The organism is Mycobacterium venezuelense (genome assembly GCF_054919535.1).
On sequence record NZ_JBONDW010000003.1, the window covers coordinates 289,426 to 316,184 of the forward strand.

28 protein-coding genes are annotated in these 26,759 nt (G+C 65.1%); 16 read left to right on the top strand and 12 right to left on the bottom strand.

Features of this window, described 5'->3' with window-relative positions:
- The first annotated feature begins 2 nt into the window (after positions 1–2).
- Both ACRCUN_RS06635 and ACRCUN_RS06640 read left to right on the top strand, forming a co-directional pair.
- Positions 3–782 carry a GNAT family N-acetyltransferase gene (locus ACRCUN_RS06635; RefSeq protein WP_462140835.1) on the top strand — a complete coding sequence of 260 codons (780 nt, stop codon included), beginning with the start codon at positions 3–5 and terminating at the stop codon, positions 780–782.
- A gap of 467 nt (positions 783–1,249) precedes the next feature.
- Entirely contained in the window at positions 1,250–2,620 is a 1,371-nt protein-coding gene (locus ACRCUN_RS06640) for a hypothetical protein (protein WP_462140836.1), read from the top strand.
- Between the two features lie 56 nt (positions 2,621–2,676).
- Here the strand turns inward: ACRCUN_RS06640 and ACRCUN_RS06645 are convergent, their stop codons facing one another.
- Positions 2,677–3,531: an alpha/beta fold hydrolase gene (locus tag ACRCUN_RS06645; RefSeq protein WP_462140837.1), complete on the bottom strand. Its 855-nt coding sequence runs from the start codon at positions 3,529–3,531 to the stop codon at positions 2,677–2,679.
- Between the two features lie 25 nt (positions 3,532–3,556).
- Positions 3,557–4,237, bottom strand: a complete 681-nt coding sequence (locus tag ACRCUN_RS06650) for a class I SAM-dependent methyltransferase (RefSeq protein ID WP_462140838.1) — start codon at positions 4,235–4,237, stop codon at positions 3,557–3,559.
- Between the two features lie 289 nt (positions 4,238–4,526).
- On the opposite strand from ACRCUN_RS06650, the gene ACRCUN_RS06655 reads away from it, so the two are divergent.
- Positions 4,527–4,976: a lipoprotein LpqH gene (locus tag ACRCUN_RS06655; protein ID WP_462140839.1), complete on the top strand. Its 450-nt coding sequence runs from the start codon at positions 4,527–4,529 to the stop codon at positions 4,974–4,976.
- Between the two features lie 3 nt (positions 4,977–4,979).
- On the opposite strand, the gene ACRCUN_RS06660 is transcribed toward ACRCUN_RS06655, so the two are convergent.
- Positions 4,980–6,341 (bottom strand): alpha/beta hydrolase, encoded by a 1,362-nt coding sequence (locus ACRCUN_RS06660; RefSeq protein WP_462140840.1) that lies wholly within the window; start codon positions 6,339–6,341, stop codon positions 4,980–4,982.
- A gap of 66 nt (positions 6,342–6,407) precedes the next feature.
- Positions 6,408–6,713 (bottom strand): hypothetical protein, encoded by a 306-nt coding sequence (locus ACRCUN_RS06665; RefSeq protein ID WP_462140841.1) that lies wholly within the window; start codon positions 6,711–6,713, stop codon positions 6,408–6,410.
- Between the two features lie 140 nt (positions 6,714–6,853).
- Between ACRCUN_RS06665 and ACRCUN_RS06670 the strand changes: the two genes are divergently transcribed.
- The 3 genes from ACRCUN_RS06670 to ACRCUN_RS06680 all read left to right on the top strand — a co-directional run bounded on the left by ACRCUN_RS06670 (position 6,854) and on the right by ACRCUN_RS06680 (position 9,675).
- Positions 6,854–7,303, top strand: a complete 450-nt coding sequence (locus ACRCUN_RS06670) for a carboxymuconolactone decarboxylase family protein (protein WP_462140842.1) — start codon at positions 6,854–6,856, stop codon at positions 7,301–7,303.
- A 231-nt stretch (positions 7,304–7,534) separates the two neighbouring features.
- Entirely contained in the window at positions 7,535–8,905 is a 1,371-nt protein-coding gene (locus tag ACRCUN_RS06675; protein WP_462140843.1) for an amino acid ABC transporter substrate-binding protein/permease, read from the top strand.
- Positions 8,902–9,675 carry an amino acid ABC transporter ATP-binding protein gene (locus ACRCUN_RS06680; RefSeq protein WP_462140844.1) on the top strand — a complete coding sequence of 258 codons (774 nt, stop codon included), beginning with the start codon at positions 8,902–8,904 and terminating at the stop codon, positions 9,673–9,675. The genes ACRCUN_RS06675 and ACRCUN_RS06680 overlap by 4 nt, the downstream gene beginning before the upstream one ends.
- Here the strand turns inward: ACRCUN_RS06680 and ACRCUN_RS06685 are convergent.
- Positions 9,672–10,355, bottom strand: a complete 684-nt coding sequence (locus tag ACRCUN_RS06685) for a DUF3060 domain-containing protein (protein WP_462140845.1) — start codon at positions 10,353–10,355, stop codon at positions 9,672–9,674. The two genes, ACRCUN_RS06680 and ACRCUN_RS06685, sit on opposite strands and share 4 nt — an antisense overlap.
- Before the next feature lie 239 nt (positions 10,356–10,594).
- Here ACRCUN_RS06685 and ACRCUN_RS06690 point away from each other — a divergent pair, with 239 nt between their 5' ends.
- Positions 10,595–11,455 (top strand): peptidoglycan recognition protein family protein, encoded by an 861-nt coding sequence (locus ACRCUN_RS06690; RefSeq protein ID WP_462140846.1) that lies wholly within the window; start codon positions 10,595–10,597, stop codon positions 11,453–11,455.
- Between the two features lie 543 nt (positions 11,456–11,998).
- Positions 11,999–13,093: an MmpL3/TtfA transport complex stabilizer gene (locus tag ACRCUN_RS06695; RefSeq protein WP_462140847.1), complete on the top strand. Its 1,095-nt coding sequence runs from the start codon at positions 11,999–12,001 to the stop codon at positions 13,091–13,093.
- 96 nt (positions 13,094–13,189) lie between these two features.
- Here the strand turns inward: ACRCUN_RS06695 and ACRCUN_RS06700 are convergent, their stop codons facing one another.
- Entirely contained in the window at positions 13,190–13,882 is a 693-nt protein-coding gene (locus ACRCUN_RS06700) for a response regulator (RefSeq protein ID WP_462140848.1), read from the bottom strand.
- Positions 13,879–15,417 (bottom strand): sensor histidine kinase, encoded by a 1,539-nt coding sequence (locus tag ACRCUN_RS06705; protein WP_462140972.1) that lies wholly within the window; start codon positions 15,415–15,417, stop codon positions 13,879–13,881. The genes ACRCUN_RS06700 and ACRCUN_RS06705 overlap by 4 nt, the downstream gene beginning before the upstream one ends.
- A 129-nt stretch (positions 15,418–15,546) precedes the next feature.
- On the opposite strand from ACRCUN_RS06705, the gene ACRCUN_RS06710 reads away from it, so the two are divergent.
- Complete coding sequence (locus ACRCUN_RS06710) at positions 15,547–16,908, top strand: cation:dicarboxylate symporter family transporter (RefSeq protein WP_462140849.1); 1,362 nt, start codon at positions 15,547–15,549, stop codon at positions 16,906–16,908.
- 129 nt (positions 16,909–17,037) lie between these two features.
- Entirely contained in the window at positions 17,038–17,352 is a 315-nt protein-coding gene (locus tag ACRCUN_RS06715; protein ID WP_462140850.1) for a hypothetical protein, read from the top strand.
- Positions 17,353–17,362: 10 nt separating this feature from the next.
- Here the strand turns inward: ACRCUN_RS06715 and ACRCUN_RS06720 are convergent, their stop codons facing one another.
- Entirely contained in the window at positions 17,363–17,641 is a 279-nt protein-coding gene (locus tag ACRCUN_RS06720) for a hypothetical protein (RefSeq protein WP_462140851.1), read from the bottom strand.
- A 189-nt stretch (positions 17,642–17,830) separates the two neighbouring features.
- Here ACRCUN_RS06720 and ACRCUN_RS06725 point away from each other — a divergent pair, with 189 nt between their 5' ends.
- A complete protein-coding gene (locus tag ACRCUN_RS06725; protein ID WP_462140852.1) occupies positions 17,831–18,322 on the top strand; it encodes a cupin domain-containing protein in 492 nt (163 codons plus the stop codon).
- Positions 18,323–18,447: 125 nt separating this feature from the next.
- Positions 18,448–18,702: a hypothetical protein gene (locus tag ACRCUN_RS06730; protein WP_462140853.1), complete on the top strand. Its 255-nt coding sequence runs from the start codon at positions 18,448–18,450 to the stop codon at positions 18,700–18,702.
- 17 nt (positions 18,703–18,719) lie between these two features.
- Here the strand turns inward: ACRCUN_RS06730 and ACRCUN_RS06735 are convergent, their stop codons facing one another.
- Positions 18,720–19,031 carry a hypothetical protein gene (locus ACRCUN_RS06735; protein ID WP_067844588.1) on the bottom strand — a complete coding sequence of 104 codons (312 nt, stop codon included), beginning with the start codon at positions 19,029–19,031 and terminating at the stop codon, positions 18,720–18,722.
- Between the two features lie 460 nt (positions 19,032–19,491).
- Here ACRCUN_RS06735 and ACRCUN_RS06740 point away from each other — a divergent pair, with 460 nt between their 5' ends.
- Both ACRCUN_RS06740 and ACRCUN_RS06745 read left to right on the top strand, forming a co-directional pair.
- The gene (locus tag ACRCUN_RS06740; RefSeq protein WP_462140854.1) at positions 19,492–20,094 is read left to right on the top strand and encodes a hypothetical protein; all 603 of its coding nucleotides are present in this window, start codon (positions 19,492–19,494) and stop codon (positions 20,092–20,094) included.
- A gap of 48 nt (positions 20,095–20,142) precedes the next feature.
- Positions 20,143–21,771, top strand: a complete 1,629-nt coding sequence (locus ACRCUN_RS06745) for a fatty acid--CoA ligase (RefSeq protein ID WP_462140855.1) — start codon at positions 20,143–20,145, stop codon at positions 21,769–21,771.
- A 139-nt stretch (positions 21,772–21,910) separates the two neighbouring features.
- Here ACRCUN_RS06745 and ACRCUN_RS06750 read toward each other — a convergent pair whose 3' ends face one another.
- Both ACRCUN_RS06750 and ACRCUN_RS06755 read right to left on the bottom strand, forming a co-directional pair.
- On the bottom strand, positions 21,911–23,101 hold the full coding sequence (locus tag ACRCUN_RS06750) for a lipid-transfer protein (RefSeq protein WP_462140856.1): 1,191 nt from the start codon (positions 23,099–23,101) through the stop codon (positions 21,911–21,913).
- Between the two features lie 18 nt (positions 23,102–23,119).
- The gene (locus ACRCUN_RS06755; RefSeq protein ID WP_462140857.1) at positions 23,120–23,506 is read right to left on the bottom strand and encodes a hypothetical protein; all 387 of its coding nucleotides are present in this window, start codon (positions 23,504–23,506) and stop codon (positions 23,120–23,122) included.
- A gap of 246 nt (positions 23,507–23,752) precedes the next feature.
- On the opposite strand from ACRCUN_RS06755, the gene ACRCUN_RS06760 reads away from it, so the two are divergent.
- Positions 23,753–24,802 (top strand): NAD(P)H-dependent amine dehydrogenase family protein, encoded by a 1,050-nt coding sequence (locus ACRCUN_RS06760; RefSeq protein ID WP_462140858.1) that lies wholly within the window; start codon positions 23,753–23,755, stop codon positions 24,800–24,802.
- A gap of 6 nt (positions 24,803–24,808) precedes the next feature.
- On the opposite strand, the gene ACRCUN_RS06765 is transcribed toward ACRCUN_RS06760, so the two are convergent.
- A complete protein-coding gene (locus tag ACRCUN_RS06765; protein WP_462140973.1) occupies positions 24,809–25,852 on the bottom strand; it encodes a zinc-binding dehydrogenase in 1,044 nt (347 codons plus the stop codon).
- A gap of 37 nt (positions 25,853–25,889) precedes the next feature.
- On the opposite strand from ACRCUN_RS06765, the gene ACRCUN_RS06770 reads away from it, so the two are divergent.
- Positions 25,890–26,744, top strand: a complete 855-nt coding sequence (locus ACRCUN_RS06770) for a class II glutamine amidotransferase (RefSeq protein WP_462140859.1) — start codon at positions 25,890–25,892, stop codon at positions 26,742–26,744.
- The last annotated feature ends 15 nt before the right edge of the window (positions 26,745–26,759 follow it).

Below are 26,759 nucleotides of genomic sequence, written 5' to 3' on the forward strand. Positions count from 1 at the left end.
ACATGACCATCCCCACCGCCCTGCTGAGCGCGCCTGCCGCATCCACGACGCCGCGCTACAGCGTGCAGCTTACGACCGACCCTGACCTCGTCGACGGCGCGCAGCGGTTGCGTCACGCGGTGCTTGCCGATGAAGGCAGCCGCAACATCTCGGGGTTCGGTCTCGATGCCGATCGCTTCGACGAGCACTGTGTGCATGTGCTCATCCGAGACAACCGGTCCGGTGAACTCGTCGCCTGCTGCCGGATGCTGCCCGCCGGCGGTGCGATCGCGGCGGGTGAACTGTGCGCCGCGGGGTCGTTCGAACTCTCCGCGCTTGATCCGCTACGGCTGTCGATGCTCGAGTTCGGTCGTGCCGTGGTGCGCGCCGATCACCGCAATGGTGCGGTCGTGCTGATGATGTGGTCATCGGTACTCGAGTACGCGTACCGCTACGGCTATGACCATGTCTTCGGGTGCGTGTCGATGCCGGTCGCCGAGACGGACGGTCGGAGCAGGTTGCGTACCGCACGGAACTACCTCCGGCGCAACCACCGCGCGCCGGATTGCTACACCGTTCGCCCGTATCGGCCTGTCGTCGTCGACGGGCGGTGCCTGAGTGATTTGGCTCCGCACCGTGAGCCCGAGTTGCCCGCGCTCATGCGCGGATATCTCCGGTCGGGCGCGCGAATCTGCGGAAACCCCGCCTACGATCCGGAGTTCGACGTCGCCCACTTCCCGACGTTGCTCAACACAACCGGGCAGACCTACCGGCCAGCGACGGAATCCGCGCTTTACACCTGACGTAAAGACGCCAGCGAACTAGACATGTTCGGCGATTTGTACACGCCGCATTGCTGGCCGTTTCGTGTCTGAGGGTGCCAGTCTGTAGCTGTCACATTGAGGCGTGATACCAAACACGTTCAGCTAGCAAAGTGAGCCACGACATACTCCCTGGTTGTTACCGACCGGTAAGTAGGGCGTGGCCTTCGGTTATTCCACTTGGTCAGTTAATTCGCTACGGCACGCGCGCTTGGCTTCGGCGCGTCGACCGAATGTTTGCGCGATTGCCAGCTACTTGCCAACAGAACTAGTTAGCTAGAAAGGGAAGCCTGAACGCTGATCAGCAAACTTCGAATTGGATACAAGGCAACAGAGCGTTTTGCCTGCATCGATGGAAAGCCATCTTGATCTGCAATTTTTGCTTGCTTTTAACTTACTTCGAGGTAAGTTCTCCGGCTGGGAAACGTAAACCAGCAAAAGGAGTACCCATGCAGCTAGCTGTTCGCTCGTACTTGGCTACGGGCGTGGCGGTCGCGGGTGTCGGCGTCATGGCCGCCAGTCCCGTAGCGCCGCCGATGCCTGATCTCAAGATGCAGGCAGCGCACTCATCGGCCGCGGTCGAGTTGTCCGCGTTGGCCAACCCCATCGAGGGATACGCGGCTGCCTTCGCGGCTGCGTTCGAGAACGTACAGGCGCTCGGCGAACGGATCGCCGCGAATCCTGCGCCGATCCTTTCGCAGATTGTGCGCAACCAGCTCACAAGCGCGGCTGCCATCAGCACCTTCGTCCAGGTGTTCGGCGAGAGCTTCCTCAGTGCGGTAGCCGAAACGCCTGAACACTTGCAGGACGCGGTGGCGCAGTTCACCGCGGGCAATGTGAGCGGCGCGCTCAACACGCTCGTCAACGTGGTTCTCGGCCCGGTCGTGAACGGGGTGGTCAATACCCTGCTGTTCAACCCTGAGGTCTGGACCGGTCTGCAGAACGCGCTGCGGCAGCCGATCGCGAACACGCTGGCCATAGTCGATCTCCTGGCTGTGCCCAACGTGTACAACCTGTTGGCTCCGCTGCTCGCACCGGTTCAGGTCATCACCGATGTGACGGGCGCAGTTGGCGCTGCCGGCGACGGCATCTTCGCGGGAATCAAGAACGGCGACCTTGAACAGGTGGCCAATGCGGTGCTCAACCTCGGCCCCGATGTGACCAACGCCTTGCTGAACGGGAATCCCCTATCGGGTGATTTCGCGGCAGGTCTGCTCGGGCCCAACGGCATCGTTGCCGGCCTGCTCACGATCGGCGAGCTCGTGGCCGACGCGATCACTCCGGCTGCGGCCAAGTCCGCCGTGACCCAGGTCAGCCTGTTGAAGACCGAAGCTCCGTCCGCGACCGTCACCCTCGACGTGGCGCCTCAGGCGATCGAAGCGCCAAAGGCGCAGGAAGGTGCTGCAGCAGAAGAGGTTTCGTCGGCGGATGCCGCAGGCGAAGCGGCCACAAAGGACGCGCCTACCGAGGCATCCGCGCCGCAAGCCCCGGCGCAAGAGGCCACCCCGGAGGCGGCCGCGCCTGAGGCGGCTCCGGCCGACGCTCCCGCCGAGGACGTCGTGAAGGAGAGCCCGAAGGCTGTTCCGGGGAAGACCGGCACCGACACCACGACCAAGAAGGCCAACCCGCTCAAGGATGTGGGCGACGGCATTCGGGGTGCGTTGAAGAACGTCGGCAAGGGCTTCAAGGACGCCGTCTCCGGTGCCAGCGGCAAGACCGCCAAGCCCGCGAAGGCGGAGAGCACCAAGTCCGGCGGAGCCTCCGGCAGCGCCGGTGGCTCGGGCTCGGCCGGCGGCTCGGAGTCCGGCGGCGCGGAGTAGTTGCTCGACCCAGTGGGCCCCTTTCCTCCGGGAAGGGGCCCATTGTGGTTGACAGGTCAGCGCAAGAAGTCCTCGAGCAGAGCCGCCACCTCATCCGGCCGATCCTCGGCCAGGAAATGTGTTGCGTCGACCGGTGATCCGGACACGTGCTCGGCCCAGGTGCGCCACAGCGCCAGCGGGTCATACCACTTGCCGATCACGCCGCGCGTGCCCCACAAGGCGAGCAGCGGCGCGGAGATCTTTCGTCCCGACGCGCGGTCTGCGCGGTCGAGCTCGGAATCGATGCCGAATCCGGCGCGGTAGTCCTCGCACATCGCCTGGATCGTTGCGGGGCGTCGCCATGACGCCCGATACGCGTCCAGTGCCTCGGGGTGAAACGTCGTCACCTTCATCAGCGACCCCTCGAAGAAGGCGTCGGGGTCGCGGCCGATCAACGTCTCGGGGTACGGGGCGGGCTGGGGCAGGAAAAACCAGTGCCAATAACCGAAACCGAACTCGCGGTCGGCCCGGTCATACATCTCGACGGTCGGCACGATGTCGAGTACCGCGACCCGGGACACGCTGGCGGCATGATCGAGCGCCATCCGGTACGCGACTCGTCCGCCGCGGTCGTGTCCGCAGACCGCGAACCGGTCGAAGCCCAGCCCCGCCATGGCGGAGATGAGTCGTGTCGCCCACGCGCGCTTGGAATGTGGGGCATGATCCGCCGTCACGGGCGGTGGCTCCGAGTCGCCGTAGCCAGGCAGATCGGCCGTCACGACGGTGAAATTGCGTGCCAGGCGCGGTGCGACCGCATGCCACATGACGTGGGTCTGCGGATACCCGTGGAGTAGCAGCAGCGGCGGGCCGCTGCCAGCGATGCGCATCGCGATGCCGCTGTCGGACCGATGGATCTCGAAACCCTCGAACATCCGGGCATTCTCTCAGTGAAAGTGTCTAGCCGGCCGCGTATCCCACCCAGCCTCGAAACGTGAACGCCGCGTAGAACTGGCTGACATTGGTGAATCCCGCGGCTCGCAGCACCTGCTCGTCCTCGTCCGGTGTGAGGATGTGCAGCTTTGTGTCGATCGCGGTGCGTGCGGAGGCCACGGTGGCGGCGTCGATGCCCGATTCCGTTGCGAATGCGGCATACCGCGACAGCCACAACTCGCGCTCGCCATCGCTGGAGTACGGAAAGCCGAAATGCGCAACGACGAACGGGGCGCCCGGCCGCAGCCGCAGGCGTACCTGCTCGGCGGTCCGCCTGCGCTCGTCCGGGTCGAGAAACTGCAGCGTCAACAAGCTCGTGGCGCCGTCGAACGGGCCGGTCGGCGCATCGTCGATGTAACCCTCGTGCAGGCGGACCCGAGACAACAGCGGTCCCAGTGTGTCCTCGGCCAGGCGCAGCATTTCGCCGGCGGGATCCACGCCGTCGAATGTCCATCCCGGGCGCGCCTGTGCGAACGTTCTCAACTCCAGGCCGCCTCCGGCGCCGAGTACCAGGACGCGACCGTCGTCAGGCACACGCTCGGCCAGCAGCACGGCCGCCATGCGCTGCATGGCGGTATAGCCCGGCACCAGGCGCGGTGGGCGGTCGGCATACGTCGCAACGGAATTCGAGTCTGTGAACGGGTTCATCTTTTCGATGCTCGTTTCGGAACGCGCTTGTGGCAAGCAGACTTGCCGAACTGGCAAGTCGGTGTTGGCGGGCGGCACCCACCTGCACGACACCCGACGCGTTCAACGGCTCGTCGCCGTTGCGCGCCGTGAACCTATTCGGTTTGACTTTTCGCCGGCCCTTGCCGGACTTGGGTGGTCGCCGCACGTGCCCTCCCGGACCTCACCCCTTGTGCCCGCAAGGGCACATTCGGTGTGGTGTGAATGCCAAACGCCGTCCGGATCCGGCGCGCGTCCTCATACTGCAGACATGCGTGCGGTCACGGTAGGAGCTGCGGTGCTGCTCGTCGTGGCGCTTCCGGCCTGCGATTCCGGTCCGCGTTCCGATGTCACCGTTGTCGTCGACGGCCGCACATACACGGTGAGCGCAATGGTGAACTGCACCAGGTTTCCCGACGGCAAGCTGCTGATCTACGCTGCACCGTCGAAACTCGACGCCACCAAGCGAATTCGGGTGCTGCTCGGCACTCAGCACCGGCTGGTGGTTCATGCCGCGGGTTTCCGGCTGCCCGAGGCTCGTGGTTTCGGTGACGATCCGGCCGAGATGTTCGCAACCAAGGTTGACGACTCCTACACCATCAGCGGACGAATTCCGCCAGAAGAAGGCCAACTCGAATGGCGGCAGTTCGAGATCGATGTCACCTGTCCGGGCTATTCGCAACCATTGCGCGAGCAGCAGCCGCACCTTGGACGTCCCTAGCGGTCAGCCCGCCGATGTGCCAGGCATGGGGGTGACGGGCACGTTCGGGGTGCCGAGCCTGCCGGCCAACCAGGGCAGCGCCGCCGCGAAACCTTTTCCTGCCGAAGGAAAGTCGTGCGAGCCCGAATAACTCGACACCGAACATTCCACACCGTGCCCGCTGAGCAGCGCGCACAACTTGTTGGCATTCTCGGCATGCTCCTCGGAGTACGGATCCCAATCCGCGATCTCCTCGGGCCGCGGTGGAGTGTCGCCTGCCGCTCGGTAGACGGTGGGCGTGTCGTCGGAAACTCCGATCCACGCCGCCATGCCCGGGAATTGGCCATGTTCGAGGATGACGGTCTGGGGGTCGAACGCCGCCCACGCTTGCGCATCGCCGCCGTAGAGGCGCGCGATTGTCTGCTGCTTGGTGCCGGTGTTGGGCCCCAGCTGACCGTCGAGATCGACGAACGCGCTGAACAATTCCGGATGGGTGACGGCGAGCGTCAACGCGCAGGTACCGCCCGACGACCACCCGACGAGGCCCCAGTTCGAAGGGTCGCTACTGACACCGAACGTCGAGACCACGTAGGGCACAACCTCTTTGGTGAGGTGGTCGGCGGCGTTTCCGCGGGGCCCGTTGACGCATTCCGTGTCGTTGCTGAACGATCCGGTGGAATCTGGAAACACCATCACGGGTGCGTTGCCGCGGTGGCGCGCCGTGAACTCGTCGAGCGTTTCCAGTGCACCGCCCGACTCCGGCCAGTCTTCGGGATGGCTGAATTCGCCGCCCAGCGCCATGACCACCGGCAGCTGTGGCGGGGGATTCGACGCGAACCAAGCGGGTGGCAGGTACACCAATTCCTGCCGGTGCTTGAAACCTGACACGTTGTCGGGAGTCGTGATCTTCACGATCGTGCCACGAGTCGGGCGCTCGCCGTCGCGTTGCATCGCGGCCAGCGTCTCTTCGTCGATCCACTGGGGCGACTCGGTCCCGGTCAGGCGCTGCCACGCGGATTGGACCGTCGGGAAGTACCCGGTGGCGGTGTTGAGCGCCGCTGCCGCGCACACCACGCTCAGCGGCACCGCGAGTATCGACAGCGACCGCCGCCACCACGCCGCGTCGCGCCATCCCAGGATGGCGATCGCGATCGCGACCCCCGTGATCGCGACCCAGACGACCGTGGCAGCCGAGGCCGCCCGGTCCGACCAGCCCTGGAACTTCACGAACAACCGGACGATCACGGCGAACACCACGCCTGCACCGATCGCGATCGGGACCCAGCGCGTACGCCACCGCGGCGTGCGCCAGCCGATAGCGGCCACGAGCACCACCAACGTCAAGATCTGCAGAGTGATCGGCAACCAGCCGCTGGTCAGGTTCACGTCGGACACCCCCAGCCCCGCACCATGAGGCGATGGTATCGGGGCCGGGGATCATCTGGCGGTAAGTCAGCGCGAGCAGTCCAGCGACACCGTGATGGTGCGTCGGACGACCACAGGAACGAGACGATCGCGGCCACCGGGCCCGTCGAAGCGCACGATTCTCGTTTGTTCCTGTGGGTTTCGGACACCCGTGACGATGCATTGGTCCAGGGGTGCGCTGCCGATCCGGTCGAGCCGCACGTCGAAACCCTGAGCTTCGAGTTGACCGATGGTCAGCGCGGCGGATTCGGCCTGTGCCGGCGCGGCGAACGCGAGCAACGCGCCCAACGCTGCCGCGCTGCTGCCCACTGCCGCGACGAGAATGTTCTTCATCTCAAACTCCTGATGGATGAGCCGTTGCGATGCCGGCGTTTCTTGTTATGTCCCTGATGGTGTCGCGGTGGGACACGCGGTGCTTGAAGGTTGTGTGGAGATCAGATGGAGATCACCGGTAGTTGTCGGCAGGAGTGCACATGTCCATTCGCCCAGCCCTGAACACCGCGTTGCCCGAGGCCTACAAGGCGGTGCTCGCGCTCAACGACCAGTGCGATAAAGCGGCCGCTGACGCCGGCCTCAATCCGCTGACGATCGAGTTGGTCCGGATCCGTGCATCGCAGCTCAACGGGTGCGCGTTCTGCCTGCGTATGCATGTGCGGGACGCACTGGAAAAGGGCGAGAGCACCGACCGGATCGCGGTCATCCCGGCGTGGCGCGAAACGTCGTACTTCACGCCGGAGGAATGCGCCGGCCTGGCCATCGCCGAAGAGATCACCCACATCTCCGACCACGCCACCGCCCAATTGGATGCCGAGCGGCTGTCGGAGCTCACGGCTCAGCAGATCGCGGCGTTGCGCTGGGTTGCCATCGTGATCAACGCCTTCAACCGAATCGCGATCAGCAGCCACTACAAGGTCGCGCCCTGACCGCATAGCTTCTTGCCGCGTTTGCGGAGCCAACCAAAACTGGCCCGAATTCTCCCGTTCGGCTGCGAGGTGGCGATACGGTGGGCTGTCCTGCACTGCCGTAACGATGGGAGTCGCGCCATGCGAACCGATTGTCCACAGCGCGTTCACAGTCGACGATCAGGTTCGCGATTATCGGCCCGTGTTCTCGCGATCTGCGCTGCCCTTTTCGTCGGCCTCTTCGGGACGGCGATGCTCGCCCCGGCGAGCGCGTCGGCAGAGGGAGAGACTTACGTCATCGCGACCGACATCACCTTCGCGCCATTCGAATTCCAAGACGCCAGCGGCAAATTCGTCGGTATCGACATCGACCTGATCAACGAGATCGCGGCCAACCAGAACTTCAACGTCACGATCAAACCGCTCGGCTTCGACGCTGCCCTGCAAGCCGTGCAGGCCAACCAGGCCGACGGCGTCATCGCCGGAATGTCGATCACCGACGAGCGCAAGAAGGTGTTCGACTTCTCCGATCCGTATTTCGAGTCCGGCGTGCAGATGGCGGTGCTGGCCACCAACGAGGACATCAAGTCCTATGAGGACCTGCGCGGCAAGCGCGTCGCTGTCAAGAACGGCACCGAGGGCGCCGAGTTCGCCGAGTCGATCAAGGACAAGTACGGATTCACGACCGTGTATTTCGCGGACTCGGCCTCGATGTTCGACGAAGTCCGGACCGGCAACTCGCAGGCGGTTTTCGAGGACTACCCGGTGCTTCAGTACGGCATCGCACAGGGCAACGGATTCAAGACCGTCACGCCGAAGGAGAAAGGCGCAAGCTACGGGTTCGCGGTCAACAAGGGCCGCAACGGCGAACTGCTGCAGAAGTTCAACGCCGGCCTGGCGAGCCTCAAGGAATCCGGCCGCTACGACGAGATTCTCGAAACGTACCTGGGGGAGAACGCGGTCGACACCGACAATTCGTTCTTCGGCCTGCTCAAGAGCACATTCTCGATCCTGATGGTCGGTCTCAAGATGACCATGATCCTGACGGTCGTCTCGATCGCCATCGCTTTGGTGCTCGGCATCATATTCGGCTTGTTCCGGGTGTCCCGAAATATCCTGCTCCGGGCCATCGGCACCACCTACGTCGACATCTTCCGTGGCACACCGCTTCTGGTGCAGGCCTTCTTCATCTATTTCGGTATCCCGTCGGCGCTCGGCTTCCAGATGTCGGCACTCACCGCGGGCATCATCACGTTGTCGCTCAACGCCGGCGCCTACATGACCGAGATCGTGCGCGGCGGAATCCAATCGGTGGACAAGGGCCAGATGGAGGCATCCCGCAGCCTCGGCATCGGCTACCTGCCCACCATGCGTAAAGTGATTCTGCCGCAGGCAATCCGGACGATGATCCCGTCCTACATCAACCAGTTCGTGATCACCCTCAAGGACACGTCCATCCTGTCGGTCATCGGCATCGCCGAGCTGACGCAGACCGGGCGCATCATCATCGCCCGCAACTTCCAATCCTTCGAGATGTGGCTGATCATCGGAATCATCTATTTCGTCGTCATCATGGCGCTCACCAAGCTGTCGGATCGTGTTGAGAAGAGGCTCGTGAAATGACCCAGCTAGTACCCGAAGCCGCCGCATCCGAGCCGGAAGGCACGGTCAAGATTCGTATCGAGGGTCTCAAGAAGTCCTTCGGCGACCTGGTGGTGCTCGACGGCATCACCACCACGATCAGCAAGGGTGAGGTCGTCTGCGTCATCGGGCCCTCAGGCTCCGGCAAGTCGACGTTTCTGCGCTGCCTCAACAAGCTGGAGGACATCACCGGCGGCAAGGTGACCGTCGACGAATTCGACCTCACCGACCGCAAGGTCGATCTCGACAAGGTCCGCCAGCACATCGGCATGGTGTTCCAGCACTTCAACCTGTTCCCGCACATGACCGTGATCGACAACGTCACCCTGGCGCCGCTTCTCACCAAGAAGATGGACAAGGCCGCCGCGGAGAAGCGCGCCATGGAACTGCTGGATCAGGTCGGCTTGGCCGAGAAGGCACACGTCAAGCCCGCGACACTGTCCGGTGGGCAGAAGCAGCGCGTCGCGATCGCCCGGGCGCTGGCGATGAACCCGTCGATCATGCTGTTCGACGAGGCCACCAGCGCGCTGGATCCCGAGATGGTCGGCGACGTGCTCGAAGTGCTGCGCGAACTGGCCGAGGGCGGTATGACGATGGTCGTGGTGACCCATGAGATGGGCTTCGCGCGAGAGGTGGCCTCGCGAGTCATCTTCATGGACGGCGGCAACATCGTCGAGGACGACACCCCCGCCGAAGTGTTCGACAATCCGAAACACCCTCGGCTGCAGGAGTTTCTGTCGAAGGTGCTCTAACCCTGCTCGACGCTGTTGTCCTGACCGGACTTCGAGATCTCGGGCTGCCCCGTGTGGAACGTGACCCGATTCTCGAACCCGGACACGCCGATGCTGTCGGCAGAGTCGACCGTGATGGTGTTCTGAATCCCGGAGACGGCGACATTGGCGCAATGGCCGGTGATCGTCAGGGTGTTCTCGATGCCGCTGACAATCACCGCATTCCCGTTGCACGCGACCGTGCGGTTCTCGTTGATGCCCGACACGATCACGGTCTCGCCGGGCGCGGTCACGGTGGTGCTCTCCGTGGTGACCCGCGGTGGCGCGATGACGGGCGCTTGCACGGTCGGGTTGGGCGGTGCCGCCGTCTCATCGGAGCCGGTGCCACCGCCGCTGAACATGACGTAGGCCGCGATGCCCGCAGCGAACAGCGACACCATGATGAGGCCGAGCACCACCAGGATGCGCGCACCAGACCCGTTGTGCGGTGGGGGAGGCGCCGGGAACTGATCGGCATACCCGGGCCACGGCGCAGGCGGTCCGGGCGGCGGTGGGGGAAAGGGAGTGCCGTGTGTCCAGGGCTGCGTCGGGCTGACGTTACCGGCGTCAGGGCCGGTGCCGAGCTCCGATGCGCGCGCCACATCGGCGAGCGGGCGCTCCAGCTCGCGGATGCGGGCCTCGGGGTCCTCCTGCGGATCCATGCGCAGATGCTCGCACATCCGGCGGGCGGTAGGGGACAGCTACGACAAGCAATGTATCGCCGAAATTGATGCGCCTTTGCGGACGGATGCGATGGCTAACCCGTATCGGGCCGTGACAGGCGGGTCTGTCCCAGCAGTAGAAATATTGACGCATCACCAGTTTGGCGTCTGAGGCGGTGTCGTACACGCTGCGTAGCATCACAGTTCCGAAGCGTTTGCTATCACTGAAAGGACTCACGGTGCCGCAGACGGGACCATGGACCGGAGATCCGGTTTGGCTCGCCGATGTACTTCGTGCCGAGGGCGTCGATCTCGTGGAGTATCCCGGCTGGCGTACCCGCGGGCACGGTGATTTCAAGGACATTCGCGGTGTCATGGTGCACCACACCGGATCTGACAATGCGAGTGCGGCGTCGATCGCCAACGGTCGCCCCGATCTCGCCGGCCCACTGTCGCAATTGCACATCGCACGCGACGGAGCGGTCACGCTCGTGGCGGTCGGTGTCGCCTGGCATGCCGGGGCTGGGATGTACCCGTGGCTGCCGACCAACATGGGCAACTGGCATCTCATCGGCATCGAATGCGCCAACAGCGGAACGAGCCCGACTGCGCCGCATCGTCAGAATTGGCCAGACGCACAGTATTCCGCGATGGTGCGGTGCTGTGCGGCCATCAACCGGCGCTTGGCGCAGAGTTCGGCGCGCACGATCGGACACAAGGAATACGCGGGCCGCGCCCAGGGCAAGTGGGATCCGGGCGCCATCGACATGGACACTCTGCGGGCCGACATACAGGCGCAGATCGGCACGATCACCAACCCCGCTCCGACGCCGCGGCCCCCGGTTCCGGTCGGCGAGTACGCCGACGTTCTGCTGTTCCGTCCGATGCAGGGGCCTGAGATCGTCGAGCTGCAACGTCGGCTCAATGCGGTCAATGGCGACTCCGTTCCGGAACTCGCGGTCGACGGCATCTTCGGGCCGCTGACCGAGGCCGAGGTCCGCAGTTTCCAGCGCCGCACGGGTGGCTTGAAAGTGGACGGCATCGTCGGCCCGGCCACCGCCGCTGCGCTCAAGCTCAAGATCATGCCCGCCGCGGCATAGCGGGACGGCGGCGTGCGGAGCTATCCGGACGCGCGGCTGCCGATGGTTGACGCTGTGACGCGGGTGGCCCTCAAAACGCCGTGTGAGGGTTATCAAGCGGTGAACAGCGAACAAATGGCCAACCGCGACTCATCTTTCACAGCTGTAACATGAGGATGAACCGCTTACAGGTGCCCGCCGCTCTGACGCCGGAGAAAGTTTGCTGGCGTGTCGGGGTGTGATTTACCGCTCATTTTGAGTGGGAATGGTAAGAATCCATTCTGACAACCCCGTCGCGTGTTTCCTGAAAAACGGTTGCCAGGTGCGCCGTCGGCGCAGGTAACCAGTATTTAACGTATTGCGACAAAAACATAACAAATGCATAACGAAGAATTTCTTAAGCGCAGTCTGAGAGAAGGCCGTCACATGCGGCTCATTCGCTGTCGAGTCGTCCAGGACTGCGTGTTTCCGTCGCTAGACTCGATGCAATCGCGCCACCCCGGCGCAGACAGACCTGGAATCTAGTGCCGGTGAACGCCATGCCGGCGGAGGTGCCGATTGATCATGGCAAAGAACTTTCTGCGCGCGTTGAGCCGCATCGGACGACATCAGACTGCTGCCGACGAGCCGTCGGCCGGCAGTGTCACGTTCGACGGTGCGCTTGACGACGTGGATGTGGCCGGGCTGGTGGAAGTGGGTCGCGGTCCGATCGGCGACATCGCCGTTGACGCCGAACGCGACACCATCGTGGTCACCAACTCCGCCGCCGACTCCCTCACGGTGATCAATCCCTACACCCTCGGTGTGGTCGGTTCGGTCCGCCTGGGCGGGGAGCCGTTCGCCGTGACCGCGGCCGATGACCGTGCCTATGTCAGCGTGACCTCCGCCGGGCACGACGCGATCGTCGTCGTCGACACCATCACAGGCGCGGTGCTCGCCGAGTACCCGCTGGCCCTCACGGTGACCGCCCTCGCGATGAGCCCGGACGGCAAGCGGGTGTTCGCCGGTCGCAGCGGTGACGACCGTATCGACATCGCCGTCATCGACACCACCGCGCAACGCGTCGGAACCATCGACATCGCGTCGGGGGTCGGGGTCAGCCTCGACGCACTGCATGTCGATCCCAGCGGCAAGCGGCTGTATGCGGCCACCTCGGATTCGCGCGGCAGCCGCGTCGTGACCATCAACGCCGAGACCGCCCAGATCGAGTCGACGGTGTGGATCGGCGCACCGATCCGCGACCTGGCGCTCGGGGCGGACGGCATCGCATATGTGTTGACGTCGGATCGGCAGTATCGCGGCGTCGTGCAGCTCGTCGACCTTTCGGCCGCCACGGTCGTGGGTGCCGTCCAAATCGGTGGGGCGCCCACGCAATTGGTGCTGAGCCCCGATGCGACCCGGGCTTACGTCGTCGACTACGACCGCATCATCGTCCTGTGCACGTTGACCAACGAGATTCTCGGCAGCGTTGTCCTCCACGCGCAGCCCGCGGCGGTCACGGTGCGTGACGACGGTGCTCGGGTCTACGTCGCCGACTACAGCGGCCACGTCAACGCTTTCGACGTCGCCGCCCCGTTGCCCGCACTGTACTCGCAGCTCGTTGCGACCGAACCGGCCGCGATGCCGGAACTGCCCGCGCTGGAGCCGGCCGGCGCCTGACCCGCCGACGCTCTTCGCGAGCGAGCGCAAAATGCACGCCAAGTACGGCGTGTCGAGGGACAAACACGGTCGCTCGCGGTGTGAGGTGCGGGGAGATCAGCGCCACTGATATCGGGTGCGGGGGCGCCCGGTCTTGCCGTATTCGGTATTGCGGGTGACGGTTCCATCGTCGGCGAGCCGCTCCAGGTAGCGCCACGCCGTCACGCGGGAGACGCCCACCAGCTTGGCGACCTCTTCGGCGGTGAGCCCACCGGGTTCGTCGCGAACCGTGCGCGCGATCTCGTCGGTGGTCTGCGGCGCCGCACCTTTCGGCGCCACCGATTTGTCTGCGGCAATACGTAATTCGGCCAGGGCGCGGTCCACCTCCGCCTGGCTCGCGGCATCGGTACCGGCAGGCAACGCCGAACGGTAGCGGCGGTAGCGCTCCAGCCGATCGCGGAACGCCGCGAAGGTGAACGGTTTAAGCAGATACGCGAGTGCGCCGTGGGCGACGGCCGCACGCACCATCTCCAGATCGCGCTCAGAGGTGATCGCGATGATGTCGGGAGCCGGATGCAGCCCGGACAAACCTGACGCCAACGATATTCCGTTGGCGTCTGGCAGCCCGATGTCGAGCAGTACCAGGTCGATCGGCTGGTCGGAGGCCGCCGCCTCGGCGGCGGCCCGCATCGCGTCGCGTGCCGTGTGAACGACGGCTGCCGCGGAAAACCCTTCCAGCCGCCCGAGATAGGTGTGGTGCGCCTCGGCGATCAGCGGATCGTCTTCGACGATGAGCACTTTGATGGTCATGAGGTCGGTACCGTCACGGTCACCACCGACCCGTACGTCACATCGGCACGCAGGGTGCCGCCGTGCTTGTTGACCACCTGCGCCACCAGAGCCAGGCCGAGCCCGTGGTCCGCACCGTCGCCGCCCTTGGTGGAATAGCCACGCTGCATGGCCCTTTCGAACGTCGCAGAATCCATCCCGGCGCCACTGTCGGCGACCCGGATCAGCAATTCGGCCTCATCCTGGCTGACCGTGACCTCGATCCACGGATCGTCGCGGTCGCAGGCGTCCATCGCATTGTCGATGAGGTTACCCAGCACGGTGACCATTTCCGGCCCGGTCAACGCGGTCTCGGCCGGCAACTGGGTGTCCTCGGTGACCGTCAGCGCGATTCCGCGCTCATCGGCTTGTGCGGTCTTACCGAGCAGCAGCGCCACCAGCGCAGGCTCGCTGACCGCGTCCGACAGTCGGTCGACCAGTCGCTGGGACAATTCGAGCTCGCTCGTGGCGAAGCGCACGGCGTCCTCGGGCCGGCCCATCTCCACCATGGTGATCACCGTGTGCAGCTTATTGGCCGATTCATGGGCCTGTGCCCGTAGCGAATCGGTGAGCACCTGCAGTGAGCTGAGTTCGCCCAACGCTCCCTGCAATTCGGTTCGGTCGCGGATCGTGACGACTTCGGAGCGTGAGTCGGCGACGCGGGCCCGGTTGACCACGAGCACCCGCTCGTCGGTCACGTGCACCTCGTCGCGCGCGCCTGGATCGTGACTGCGCAGGAACTCCGGGAGATCGCCGGGCGCAACGGGCCCGGGCGGCAAGCCGAGCAGGCGTCGCGCCTCGTCGTTCACCAGCGCCACGCCGTTGCGGTCCAGCACGATGAGCCCCTCGGACACCGAATGCAGGATCGCGTCGTGATGGTCGTACATCACACGCAGCTCGTCGGGCCGAAGACCATGCGTCTGGCGCAGCAGCCTGCGCCGGATCGCCCACACTCCGACCAGCGAAACCGCGAGGGCGGCAGCGGTTATCGCCGCGATCATCGGTATTTGTGCGCGCCAACGCTGTGCCAGGGTCTGCTGCGTGATACCCGCCGAAACCAGCCCGACGATCCGTCCGTCGCTGTTGCGCACGGGAGCGACGGCACGCACCGAAGGACCCAGCGTGCCGGTGTACACCTCACTGAAAGTCTCACCGCGCAAGGCCGGTTGGACCGTGCCCAGATACTTGCCGCCGATCTGGCTGGGGTCGGTGTGGGTGAACCGGGTGCCGTCGGGCGCCATGATCGTGATGAATGCGATGTCCGTGCTCATCCGGACCGCCTCGGTGACCGGTTGCAGCACCTGCGTCGCCCGCCCGGACCGGATCGCCTCGGCCGTCGACGGCGAGTCGGCCAGCGCGGTCGCGATTCCGATCACCTGCTGACGCGCGGCCGCGTCACCGTCCCGGCGCGCGTCGAGCAGCGCCAGCGCAGTCCCGGCCAACACGACGACGGCGACCACGATGACCTGCAGGGCGATCGCCTGGCCTGCGAGCGATCGGGGCCGCGAGCGGCCCAACAGCCGAAGCCACCAACGCGCCACAACACCTCCGGACGTGAACGTAATGAACTAAAACGTGACCTGGCTCACGTCATCGCCGAACCTACTTCCAGACCGCATTCGATGTCGAACTGGAGGTAGTCCCCGATGAGCGTCACCCTGGACCGTCAACCGGATCCGGCGCCGCCGCGGCGCCGGGACCGCACGCACTGGCTGTATATCGCGGTGATCATCGCGGTCGTGGCCGGTGTCGCCGTCGGGATTCTGGCACCCGAGGTCGGCAAGAGCGTCGGAGTGCTGGGCACGATGTTCGTCGACCTGATCAAGATGATGATCGCGCCGGTGATCTTCTGCACGATCGTGCTCGGCATCGGATCGGTGCGAAAAGCCGCGACCGTCGGCAAGGTCGGAGGCCTGGCGTTCGTCTACTTCCTGTTGATGTCCACCTTCGCGCTGGCGATCGGCCTGGTGGTCGGCAACGTTCTGCATCCGGGCACCGGCATGCATCTGTCGGAAAGTGCGGCGGGCAAGGGCGCCGAGTTGGCTGAAACCGCCCATGAGGCAGGCGGTTTGATGGACTTCGTCCGGGGCATCATCCCCGACACGCTGCTCTCGTCGCTGACCGCTGGCAGTGTGCTGCAGGCGTTGTTCGTCGCGCTGCTCGTCGGATTCGCCCTGCAAGCCATGGGTGATGCCGGTCAGCCGATTCTCCGTGGCATCGAGCACCTGCAGAAGCTGGTGTTCAAGATCCTGGTGATGATCCTGTGGCTCGCGCCGATCGGTGCGTTCGGGGCGATCGCCAACGTCGTGGGACAGACCGGTTGGGCCGCGGTGACCCAGCTCCTGACGTTGATGCTCGGGTTCTACCTGACCTGTGTGGTGTTCGTGTTCGGCGTGCTCGGGCTGCTGATGCGGACCGTCGCAGGCGTCTCGATCTTCAAGCTGGTCCGATACCTGGCGCGGGAGTACCTGCTCATCGTCTCCACGTCGTCCTCGGAGTCGGCGCTGCCGCGGCTCATCGCCAAGATGGAGCACCTCGGTGTCGATCGCAGCACGGTCGGCGTCGTGGTCCCGACGGGCTATTCGTTCAACCTTGACGGCACGGCGATCTACCTGACGATGGCATCGCTGTTCATCGCCGGTGCGCTGGGCGATCCGCTGTCGGTGACCGAGCAGATCGGCCTGCTGGTGTTCATGATCGTCGCCTCCAAAGGCGCCGCCGGGGTGACCGGTGCGGGCCTGGCCACGCTGGCGGCCGGTCTGCAGAGCCATCGGCCCGACCTGCTCGACGGCGTCGGCCTGATCGTCGGCATCGACCGGTTCATGTCCGAAGCCCGTGCGCTGACCAACTTCTCGGGCAATGCCGTGGCCACCATCCTGGTCGGTTCGTGGACCAAGACGATCGACAAGGAACGCGTCGACTCGGTGCTGCGCGGCGATGATCCCTTCGACGAGCTCACGATGGTCGACGAACGCCCGTCGGCTGTCGAAGAACCCGCTCGCGTCTAGCAGAGGACGACGGGCCCGGCCGGTGCATCCGGCCGGGCCTTTCGCCGTTGAACCCTTGCCGCGTCCCGCTCGTAACACAGGTGAGCGAGTCACCGAAAAGGTAGACGAGAAGGTAAGGAAGACACGGCCATGCGAGCATCAATCGTCATGCTGGCCGCGTCGGGGGCGGCAGTGGGAACCATCTTGGCACCCGCCGGGCACGCACGCGCAGATTCACCGATCGTGACGATCGGCCAACTCGAGGCGCAAGGGTTCTACGTCAACATCGACCGAGTGGGCAGTGCGCCGTTGGATCAGTGCATCGTCACGAGCGTGCGCAATCCGCAAACGCAGACGAAGCTGATCCGCGTCGAACGAATCGGCAAGAACGGCAAGCGCGATTTCGACCTGATCCCGGTCGTCGTGCGCCGCACGATCACGGTGTCACTGGACTGTTCGGGTTAGAGCCCGACGGTCAGCGGTGCCCGCCGCCACCGAAGCCGTGGCCTGCGCCATAGCCGTGCGCGTAGTTCCCGCCGTACCCGAACAGCGAGAAGGCCGGGTACTGCGGCTCGAAATCAGGTGGTGTTGAGTCGTTGATCTGGACGTTGCCGGGTGTCTGGCACTCGGTACCCGGTCCGATACTGCCGCACGTCGGCGTGGTGGCGGCAGCGGCGATGGGAGCGACGGCGATCGCGATCGCGCCGACTCCCGCGGCCAGGAGCGGGGTCAGATGGCGGGGTGAGATTCGCACGGTAGTACTCCTTCGGGTGCGGCGTTGTTGCCTACCTCCAGCGTCGTCCGTCGTGCGGTGCGGTGTCCTCGGCGCTGTCCCCCATCTTCTTTTCCCGTCAACTGGAATCGGCTTGTACCCCCAGCATCCATCGGCACCGGCGTGCGGTGTGCAAGCCTGGCGGGCAGGGATTACGAAAGGCTGAACATCATGGGTTCCACGAAACGGCACGACGGGTTTCATCCGGACCTCACCGACGCCGGGCATGGCCACCCGCCGCAGCGCACCCGAGTGCATCATGTGAAGGCCGTGGAACTCAGCTCGTCCACCGCCCAGACAGAAGGTATGCAACGGTTCGCCGCGATCAGTGGTGGGTCCGTCGGATCGGAGAAGATCTGGATGGGTGAGACCCACGTTTCGCCCGCCACCGCTTCGGACAACCATCACCACGGCGAGTCCGAGACCGCCATATTCGTCCGAAGCGGCAATCCGGTATTCGTCTTCCATGACGGCGTGCAGGAGGTACGCGTCGCTACCGCACCCGGCGATTACGTGTTCGTTCCGCCTTATGTGCCACATCGGGAGGAGAACCCTGATCCCGACAATCCGGCTGTGGTCGTGATCGCACGCAGCACTCAAGAGGCCATCGTCATTAATCTCCCAGCGCTCTACGCACTCTCAGACGACCCCGACGTGGGTTAGCGGCTCGCCACGTGAGATGGCAGCTAGCAGGGTGTGATGTTTGGGGGTCAGCGGTGACGACGCCGTGTCTGTGTCGCGCAAACCTGGAAAGGTAAGCACAAGAACGCTTTCGAAGGAGCGTGACCATGCGGACAGCATCGAAGCACATCATTCCCGCGGTTGCGGCGGGCGCCGCCGCGATCGCCATCGCCGTCGCCCCCGCGGCGACGGCCGAGCCCCTGCCAGCACAGCAGAACACGGTGGCGGCCGTGTCAAGTACAGCCGTCCACGCCGTGCAGACCGGCTGGCACGGCGGACGCGGGGGATGGGGCGGTGGCCGCGGCTGGCACGGCGGCTACGGCTGGGGCCACTACGGGCACTGGTGGCCGTGGGGTTGGTGACCCGATATGTGGCGCGCTCAGCGCTGGCAGTTGAGCGACACCGACACGGTCTGGCTGGTGACCACCTCGACCAGGGCGCGGTCATTGTTGAAGCCGGGGCCGATGTAGGGCACCCACTGCTTGACCTGCTGAGGATTGCGGACGCTCGTGACGACGCACTGGTCGAGCGGCGCGGTTCCGACGCGGTCGATGTTGACCGTGTAGCCCTCGGACTGCAGGCGGCTGATCACCTGCTGAGCCGTTTCCTCGGCGGAGGCGAGACCGGCAGGCGCGCCCATCACCCCGATCGCAGCTGCAGCGACTGCAACCAGGGACCACTTCACGCGCATTGACCGCACCTCTCCTCAGTTACTTCTCATCTTCCTCTCCGTACATCGTTTCGGAAACTCCATTCGTTCCCGGTTTCGCGCGTGAATTTTGTGTGGCCTTCGCCCGGATGGGCAGCAAAGTGCTCCGGATGTGCGTCCGGCCGCCGCGAGGCCGCTGGCAATCCGGCGGTACGCGGTGGCAGTGTGCGGATTTCGGGTCCGCTCGATCGGCCGCATCGTTGTTTGCTGCCAGGGCGGTCGGTTTAGGTCTTATGTCACTCGCGTCGCCCAGAATGAGGCCGCCGACCGGAGACGGAGCCCCCACCGCCCTGGGTGTTTCGTTCTAAATTGCTTGTGATTCGGCGCCATGACGGCGGGGAGGGCGATCAGCTGCCGAGTTCCGTTCTGCGCTGAATTCTGTCGACGCATGCTCCCTGTGAGCGTGCTGAATGTTTGCTGAATGACCAAGGAGGGGTGACCGATGTCGGCGCCAGTGCTGCAGATCGACCGGATCGACAGTTCCGACGAGCGGTTCGGACGCGCGAAACGCTGGGAATATCAGGTCTTCGGAAAGGAGTGCGGTTATGCCGGCGGTGACGACGACGCGGCCGGGGAGATGTGTCACTTCCGGCGCTGGGAACAGTCATCGGAGTTTTTCGTGGGCCTCGGCGGGCATGAGCAGCCCGTCGGGATCGCGCGGGCGTTGCGGGCGAATCCTGATCTCGGCATCGACAGTTTCAGCACGGCCTACGTCGCCGCGCAGGCGAATCTGATCTACCGCGACTGGCAGGCGTTCTTCGCCACCGTGTCGTCGAGCCGCGTCGCCGAACTCGCCACTCACGCCGTGGTCGCCTCGCACCGTAAAACGGGCGTCTCCGAACAACTTTGGGGCTATCTCGCACAGACGCTTTCGTCCGGCGGCGTCCGCTATGTCACGACCGCGCTGGCAGCGCCGCTGTTCGAGCGGTACCAGGCCAGAATGGGTGACGCCATCGAGCAGTTCGGCGACATCCTGCCCGGTTATCTCGGGGTGGACAGCGTTCCCGCGGTCATCGACCTGGAGGTGCTCAAGCCTGGCGCATAGCCGCCGAATCGCCCCGAAGCGCGTACCGCCGCGGATAGCATCGCGCCCGTGGACAGCACGATGCAGAAGTGGCCATTGACGATTACGGCGATCCTGCGGCATGCCTGTGGCGTCAACGGTGACCGCACGGTCACCACCGCTACCGGCCAGGGCGGCTACCGAACCACGAGCTATCGCGAGGTCGGTGAGCAGGCCGCCAGGCTGGCGCATGCACTGCGCGGGCTTGGCATCACCGGCGACCAGCGCGTCGGCACGTTCATGTGGAACAACACCGAGCACCTGGCCGCCTACCTGGCGCTGCCGGCGATGGGTGCGGTCCTGCACACGCTGAACATCCGGCTGTCGCCGGAGCAGATCGCCTTCATCGCCAACGAGGCCGAGGACCGCGTGATCATCGCCGACTCGTCGCTGATCCCGCTTCTGGCCCCGGTTCTCGAGCTCGCGAACACGGTGCACACCGTGCTCGTGGTGGGTGGCGGCGACCTGGCTCCGCTGACGGCATCCGGGAAAACCGTGCTGCGCTACGACGAGGCGCTGGCCGGGCAGTCGCCCCAGTTCGACTGGCCGGATATCGACGAAAACTCCGCTGCCGCAATGTGTTATACGAGCGGCACCACGGGCAATCCCAAAGGTGTCGTCTACAGTCACCGGTCGAGCTATCTTCATTCGCTCAACACCTGTACCGCCAATGCGCTCGACGTGAGCACCACCGACGTGGTGTTGCCCATCGTGCCGATGTTCCACGCCAACGCGTGGGGCCTGCCCTATGCGGCGCTGATGGCGGGCGCCAACCTCGTCATGCCCGACCGGTTCCTCGACGGGACGTCGCTGATCCAGTTGATCGAATCCCAGCGTCCCACCGTGGCGGGTGCGGTACCCACGATCTGGAACGACGTGCTGAATTGCCTGGAAAAGGCTGCGGTACACGATATTTCGTCGCTGCGGCTGGTCGCCTGTGGTGGCTCGGCGGTGCCGGTATCGCTCATGCAGAGCTTCCAGGAACGCCATGACGTGTACATCCAGCAGGCGTGGGGGATGACCGAGACGTCACCGCTCGCGACGGTCGCCAAGCCGTTGTTCGATGTCTCCGACGAGCGGCACTGGTCGATGCGAGCGACGCAGGGCAGGCCCATGTGCGGTGTCGAGGTACGCATCGTCGACGACGAAGGCAATCCGCTGCCTGCCGACGGGAAGACCGTCGGCGAACTGGAAGTGCGAGGGCCGTGGATCACCGGCAGTTACTACCTCGGGCGGGACGCCGGAAAGTTCGACTCCGGGTGGCTGCGCACCGGCGATGTCGGCGCGATCGACGAGCTCGGCTACGTCACCCTCACGGATCGAGCCAAAGACGTCATCAAGTCCGGCGGCGAGTGGATCTCCTCGGTGGAACTCGAAAACCACTTGATCGCCCACCCCGCGGTGCTGGAGGCCGCCGTCGTCGCAGTGCCCGACGACCGTTGGCAGGAACGTCCCCTCGCAGTCATCGTGTTACACGAGGGCGCTGCCGCGAGCCCGGAGGAACTTCGGGAGTTCCTGGCCGACAAGGTGGTTCGCTGGTGGCTGCCCGAGCGCTGGACATTCATCGACCAGGTTCCGCGTACAAGTGTGGGCAAGTACGACAAGAAAACCATTCGGGCCCGCCACGCCGAGGGCGGTTACGAGGTGATCACCCTCTAGTGCCTGGGCGGTGTCTGGTGGGCACCGTCGCCGCATCGATTGTCACGCCAGAGTGACGCTCGGGCTCGACGGCCACTCTGGCGTGACAAACGCTGGCGTGACAAACGCTGGCGTGACAAACGCCAGCCCAGGACCAGACTTAGCGTTCGGCGCGCTGATAGGCCGTCACGACGGCGGCCCCGCCGAGCCCGATGTTGTGCTGCAGCGCAGCGGTGACACCGTCGACCTGGCGTTTGTCGGCTGTGCCACGCAATTGCCAGGTGAGCTCGGCGCACTGGGCCAGGCCGGTCGCGCCCAGCGGGTGGCCCTTGGAGATCAGCCCACCCGATGGGTTGACGACCCAGCGGCCGCCGTAGGTGGTGTCGTCCTTGTCGATCAGCGCGGGCGCCTCACCCTCGCCGCACAGGCCGAGTGCCTCGTACAGCAGCAGTTCGTTGGCCGAGAAGCAGTCGTGCAGCTCGATGACCTGGAAGTCCTCGGGCCCCAGGCCGGACTGGTCGTAAACCTGCTGTGCCGCTTTCACATTCATGTCGTAGCCGATGAGGTTCTTGGCGCTGCCGTCGAACGTCGAGGCGAAGTCGGTGGTCATCGACTGGCCGACGATCTCGACGGCCTGGCCGGCCAGGCCGTGCTTGTCGACGAACGCCTCGCTGGCCAGGATCGTCGCACCCGAACCATCTGAGGTGGGGGAGCACTGCAGCTTGGTCAAGGGGTCCGAGATCATGCGGGCGCCCAGAATGTCGTCGAGCGTGTACTCGTCCTGGAATTGGGCGTACGGGTTGTTGACCGAATGCTTGTGGTTCTTGAATCCGATCTTCGCGAAATGCTCGGCCGTCGAACCGTACTGCTTCATGTGCTCACGGCCCGCGGCGCCGAACATCCACGGTGCCACGGGGAATCCGAACTCATCGATCTCGGCCATCGCCTTGACGTGACGGGCCATCGGCGACTCCCGGTCCTCGGCACCGCCGCCAAGTGATCCCGGCTGCATCTTCTCGAAGCCCAGCGCGATCGCGCAGTCGGCCAAGCCGCCCCGAATCGACTGGGCGGCAAGGTAAAGCGCGGTCGAACCGGTCGAACAGTTGTTGTTGACGTTGACGATCGGGATGCCGGTCATGCCGAGCTCGTAGAGCGCGCGCTGGCCCGACGTGGAGTCCCCGGCGACATAGCCGACGTAGCCGGCCTGCACCTCGGAGTAGTCGATGCCGGCGTCGGCCAATGCCTTGGTGCCCGACTCGTTGGCCATCTGCGGGTAATCCCAGCCCTCGCGGCGCCCGGGCTTCTCGAACTTCGTCATCCCCACACCGACAACGAACACTTTGTTAACCATGTCGAGGAACATACGACGCTAACGATTCGCGGACAAGGACACGTTCTTGAGCCCCAGCTGACGCATGCGGACCACCAGCCCGGCGACGGCAAGCAGGGAGAAGATGCCCAGCTGCCACCAGTCGGCGGTGTTGCCGCCGTCGCGGTCGACGAAGTGGTTGATCGCGTGCAGGGTGTTGGCCACCACGAACCCAGCCAGCACCACCGCGATCACGTCATGCCACCACAGCGCGAACAGCATCGTCGCCCCGATCCCGATCTGAAACGCCCCCGCGTCGTGCAGAAAGTGTTCGTGGTTGGGCCAGTTCGCCCACTGGGCGAAGGATGCCGGATCGATCCGCATCCACACCCCCGTCACCAACATGCTCAGCGCGGCCACGACAACGACGATCTGGATGAATCTCATTTGCATACTGACCAGACGAGGAAGCCGGCCGGGATGTGACAGTCACAGTTGAGCGGGCAATCTCGTCCAACCGGTATGGCCTATTTCGCCGACCATTCGTTGCTGCTCACCGTGCCGGCATTTCTGCCGGCCGTCCTCGTGGCCGTCGTCGTGTCGTACGTGGCGCGACGCGATCGCTCTTCTCCTGACGACGACCGTGGTGTAGACCTAAAGTAGAACGCGTTCTAGTTTCACCGAGGAGGTCGCGTGGCGCTCAAGGTCGTGCAGTGGGCAACCGGGGGCGTGGGCGTGGCCGCCATCAAGGGCGTGCTCGAACACCCCGATCTGGAACTCGTCGGCTGCTGGGTGCATTCGGAGGCCAAACACGGTCGCGATGTCGGTGACCTCATCGGAACCGAACGACTCGGCGTCATCGCGACCAACAACGTCGACGACATCCTGGCCCTCGATGCCGACGCGGTGATCTATGCCCCGCTCATGCCCAACGCCGACGAGGTCTCCGCATTGCTGCGCACCGGCAAGAACGTGGTCACACCCGTCGGGTGGATCTACCCAGGCGAGAAGCAGGCCGCGCCGTTGCTGGAGGCGGCGCTGGCCGGAAACGCGACCCTGCACGGCACCGGAATCGCGCCCGGCGGCATCAGTGAGAAGTTCCCGCTGCTGTTCTCGGCCATGTCGACGGGGGTGACTTTCGTTCGGGCCGAGGAATTCTCGGATCTGCGCACCTACGACGCGCCCGACGTGGTGCGCCATGTCATGGGTTTCGGCGACACCCCGGACAAGGCGCTCAGCGGGCCGATGCAGAAGCTGCTCGACGGTGGTTTCATCCAGGCCGTCAAGCTCGTGGTCGATCAAGCCGGGTTCAACGCCGATCCGCGAATACGGGCCTCACAGGAGATCGCGGTGGCAACGGCCCCGATCGAGTCGCCGATCGGCGTCATCGAGCCCGGACAGGTCGCGGCACGGAAGTTCCACTGGGAGGCGCTCGTCGACGGCGAGCCCGTCGTCCGGGTGACCGTCAACTGGCTCATGGGCGAGGAAAACCTCGACCCGGCATGGACTTTCGGGCCCGAGGGGCAGCGCTACGAGATGGAGGTCCGTGGCAATCCCGACTTCACCGTTTCGATCAGAGGATTCCAGGGAGAAGTCGGCGATGAGGGCCCAGAGCCCGGGGTGGTGGCCACCGCCGCACACTGCGTCAACTCGATCCCGGCGGTCTGTGCGGCCGAGCCGGGCATCGCCACCTACCCTGATCTGCCGCTGTTGTCGGGCAGGGCCGCGCCTGGTTTGCGGTGAGTGGATTCAGGGCTGCACCAAAATGCGGATCGGATTGCCTTCCTGGCGTTCGAGTTTGTCGATTCCGGCCGCGATGTCTTCGAGCGACACGATCTCGCTGATCGACCGCGACAGATCAAGCCGGCCAAGGGAGACAAGCGTCGCCAGCGTCGAGATGTCGACGTTCTGATAGCCCAGGTGACCGAGCACCTGCTTCTGAGTCAGACCGAACATCGAGGTCGGGCCCACGGTGGGTGACTCGGCGCTCATCCCGACCGCGACAAGCCGCCCGCCCACGGTCAACTGGCTCAACGCCTGTTCGAACGTCGATCGCAAACCGACCGCGTCGAACGCCACGTCCAACCCCCGGCCGCCCGTCACCTCGGCGATCTCCGCGCCGAGATTCTCGTCGCGCGCGTCGAACGCGTAGTCCGCCCCCAGCTCAAGCGCACGTTCGAGCACCTCGAGTTTGATGTCGACGGCGACCACGGGCACCGCTCCCACCAACCGCGACAGCTGCACGATGTGGGTGCCGACCCCACCGACACCCCAGACACCGACCGACTCGCCGATGCCGACCTTTCCGGTGCGCACGACGGCCCCGTACGGCGTCGACACCGCGTCGGCCAGGATGGCCGCCTGCTCGAGCGGCACGTTGTCGGGCACCCGCGTGAGCCCAACCGCCTGTGCGACGGTGTATTCGGCCCACGCCCCGTCGTACGCGAAGGCCATCAGCTGGATCCGCATGCAGTTCGCGATGTCGCCGCGGCGACAGTTCGGGCAACTCATGCAGGGCCGGCCGGCGGCCACGATCACCCGGTCGCCCTCCGCCCAGCCGGTGACGTCGGGGCCGAGCTTCGCGATGACGCCCGACGCCTCATGCCCCTGCGTGACCACCGGTGCCTGCGCCGGGAAGGTGCCGTTGATCAGGCTCAGGTCGGAATGGCAAATGCCGCAGAACGCCACTTTGACGAGAACTTCACCCGGCCCTGGTTCCGGGACCGGAACGTCTTCGACGACAACTGTTTTGGTATCGGTATAGAAGCGCTCTGCCCGCATGGTCGATGCCATATCGCTCTCCTCGCTCGAGCTACTAACATCAGCGCTCATGTGCCGATTGTTCGGCTTGCATGCCGGGCGCCGTGTGGTGACCGCGACCTTCTGGCTGCTGGATGCACCGGACAACCTCGCCGAGCAAAGCAAGCACAATCCCGACGGTACCGGTCTCGGCGTGTTCGGTGCCGACGGCGCTCCGGTGGTGCGCAAAGAGCCCGTCGCGGCGTGGCAGGACTCCGAGTTCGCCACCGAGGCGCACGATGTCTCGGCGACGACGTTCGTCGCACATGTCCGCTACGCGTCGACGGGTGCGCTGGATGTGGTGAACACCCATCCGTTTCTCCAGGACGGCCGGATCTTCGCGCACAACGGAGTTGTCGAGGGGATGGATGCGCTCGACGACCGCCTGCGTGAGTTGGGTGTCGACGGACTCGTCGCGGGCCAGACCGACTCCGAACGCGTCTTCGCACTGATCACCGCGGCCATCCGGGCGCGTCACGGCGACATCGGTGCCGGCATCGTCGACGCGATCGGCTGGTTGGCCGACAACGTCCCCGTCTACGCCGTCAACATCCTGCTCAGCACGGCCACCGACATCTGGGCGCTGCGCTACCCCGACACCCACGAGCTGTACGTGCTCGACCGGCGGCGTGCCGCCGAGAAGCGCCTGCGGTTACACAGTCGCCGCATCCACGCCGAATCCGAGCACCTGACCGCATTGCCGTCGGTCGTGTTCGCCAGTGAGCCGATGGACAAAGGTCATTGGCAAATCCTTGCGCCCGGCGAGCTCGTCCACGTCGACGCCGATCTGGAGATCCACCGGCGCGTGGCGTTTCCCGGGCCGCCGCGCCATCAACTGCGCCGCGATGAGCTCAGCGCCAAGGCGGCTGCGTCGCAGCACACCTAGTCCTGGCACAATCCG

Bases quoted from the DNA above. Each gene is read 5' to 3' on its own strand.
- ACRCUN_RS06650 (WP_462140838.1), bottom strand. From the start codon at position 4,237: ATGAACCCGTTCACAGACTCGAATTCCGTTGCGACGTATGCCGACCGC.
- ACRCUN_RS06645 (WP_462140837.1), bottom strand. From the start codon at position 3,531: ATGTTCGAGGGTTTCGAGATCCATCGGTCCGACAGCGGCATCGCGATG.
- ACRCUN_RS06715 (WP_462140850.1), top strand. From the start codon at position 17,038: ATGCGAGCATCAATCGTCATGCTGGCCGCGTCGGGGGCGGCAGTGGGA.
- ACRCUN_RS06700 (WP_462140848.1), bottom strand. From the start codon at position 13,882: ATGACCATCAAAGTGCTCATCGTCGAAGACGATCCGCTGATCGCCGAG.
- ACRCUN_RS06635 (WP_462140835.1), top strand. From the start codon at position 3: ATGACCATCCCCACCGCCCTGCTGAGCGCGCCTGCCGCATCCACGACG.
- ACRCUN_RS06755 (WP_462140857.1), bottom strand. From the start codon at position 23,506: ATGAGATTCATCCAGATCGTCGTTGTCGTGGCCGCGCTGAGCATGTTG.
- ACRCUN_RS06680 (WP_462140844.1), top strand. From the start codon at position 8,902: ATGACCCAGCTAGTACCCGAAGCCGCCGCATCCGAGCCGGAAGGCACG.
- ACRCUN_RS06730 (WP_462140853.1), top strand. From the start codon at position 18,448: ATGCGGACAGCATCGAAGCACATCATTCCCGCGGTTGCGGCGGGCGCC.
- ACRCUN_RS06685 (WP_462140845.1), bottom strand. From the start codon at position 10,355: ATGGATCCGCAGGAGGACCCCGAGGCCCGCATCCGCGAGCTGGAGCGC.
- ACRCUN_RS06765 (WP_462140973.1), bottom strand. From the start codon at position 25,852: ATGGCATCGACCATGCGGGCAGAGCGCTTCTATACCGATACCAAAACA.
- ACRCUN_RS06750 (WP_462140856.1), bottom strand. From the start codon at position 23,101: ATGGTTAACAAAGTGTTCGTTGTCGGTGTGGGGATGACGAAGTTCGAG.
- ACRCUN_RS06740 (WP_462140854.1), top strand. From the start codon at position 19,492: ATGTCGGCGCCAGTGCTGCAGATCGACCGGATCGACAGTTCCGACGAG.
- ACRCUN_RS06670 (WP_462140842.1), top strand. From the start codon at position 6,854: ATGTCCATTCGCCCAGCCCTGAACACCGCGTTGCCCGAGGCCTACAAG.
- ACRCUN_RS06640 (WP_462140836.1), top strand. From the start codon at position 1,250: ATGCAGCTAGCTGTTCGCTCGTACTTGGCTACGGGCGTGGCGGTCGCG.
- ACRCUN_RS06675 (WP_462140843.1), top strand. From the start codon at position 7,535: ATGCTCGCCCCGGCGAGCGCGTCGGCAGAGGGAGAGACTTACGTCATC.
- ACRCUN_RS06735 (WP_067844588.1), bottom strand. From the start codon at position 19,031: ATGCGCGTGAAGTGGTCCCTGGTTGCAGTCGCTGCAGCTGCGATCGGG.
- ACRCUN_RS06665 (WP_462140841.1), bottom strand. From the start codon at position 6,713: ATGAAGAACATTCTCGTCGCGGCAGTGGGCAGCAGCGCGGCAGCGTTG.
- ACRCUN_RS06655 (WP_462140839.1), top strand. From the start codon at position 4,527: ATGCGTGCGGTCACGGTAGGAGCTGCGGTGCTGCTCGTCGTGGCGCTT.
- ACRCUN_RS06770 (WP_462140859.1), top strand. From the start codon at position 25,890: ATGTGCCGATTGTTCGGCTTGCATGCCGGGCGCCGTGTGGTGACCGCG.
- ACRCUN_RS06710 (WP_462140849.1), top strand. From the start codon at position 15,547: ATGAGCGTCACCCTGGACCGTCAACCGGATCCGGCGCCGCCGCGGCGC.
- ACRCUN_RS06725 (WP_462140852.1), top strand. From the start codon at position 17,831: ATGGGTTCCACGAAACGGCACGACGGGTTTCATCCGGACCTCACCGAC.
- ACRCUN_RS06695 (WP_462140847.1), top strand. From the start codon at position 11,999: ATGGCAAAGAACTTTCTGCGCGCGTTGAGCCGCATCGGACGACATCAG.